This is a genomic window from Bradyrhizobium sp. NBAIM03, assembly GCF_020194055.1.
GTDB classification, from domain to species: Bacteria; Pseudomonadota; Alphaproteobacteria; order Rhizobiales; family Xanthobacteraceae; genus Bradyrhizobium; species Bradyrhizobium yuanmingense.
On sequence record NZ_JADYVS010000095.1, the window covers coordinates 1 to 843 of the forward strand.

1 protein-coding gene is annotated in these 843 nt (G+C 56.3%); it reads left to right on the plus strand.

Going from position 1 to position 843, the window contains the following annotated elements; translation table 11 throughout:
* Positions 1–52: 52 nt before the first annotated feature.
* Positions 53–826, plus strand: coding sequence for an IS5 family transposase (locus tag I6F21_RS37550; protein WP_225184360.1), 774 nt, complete (start codon positions 53–55; stop codon positions 824–826).
* Positions 827–843: the final 17 nt, after the last annotated feature.

Here is an 843-nt window from a genome sequence, read left to right on the forward strand (position 1 = left end):
CTAGAACCTATCTCAAAATTGAAGATCAGCGTCGATCGGCTATAAAGGAAAGATGATTCGGCTGACGGACGAGCAATGGGAGCGCATCCGGAAACACTTTCCGGAAGAGCACATTGCCGACGGCCGGCCGGGCCGGAAGCCGATTGCGACACGTCAGGTTCTCGAAGCCGCTCTTTGGATTTTGAACACGGGCGCGCAGTGGCACATGCTGCCGCAGTGCTATCCGAACTATAAGACCGTACACCGTCGCTTTCAGAACTGGTGTCGCAATGAAGTGTTGCGGCGCGTTCTGACCGATATAGCCAACGAACTTCGTGAGAAAGGCTTGCTCGACGAAGAGGAGTGTTTCATCGACGCGACCTTTGCGATGGCCAAAGGCGGCGGTGCAGAGATCGGCCCAACGAGGCGCGGAAAAGGCTTAAAAATCATGGCGATTGTGGATCGCCACGGTTTGCCGCTTTCAGTGAGCACGCATGCCGCGAACCATCACGAAGTGCGCTTGGTACAGCTCTGCTTCGACTTCTACATGATCGAGGCCAAGCCAGAGAACCTGATCGGCAACCGCGCCTATGACAGCGATTCGCTCGATGATGAACTGTGCTCACAAGGCATCGAGATGATCGCGCCACATCGTTCAAACCGAGTGAGGTCGCTCACCCAGGACGGCCGCAGGCTCCGTCGTTATACTCGGCGTTGGCTGGTCGAACGCTTCTTCGCCTGGATACAGTGGCGGCGGCGCCTGCTGGTCCGCTGGGAGTTCTATCCGCAAAACTTCCTCGGCTTCGTCCAGCTCGCTTGCCTGCTGATCCTGTTTCGACAATTTTGAGATAGGTTCTAGTGTCC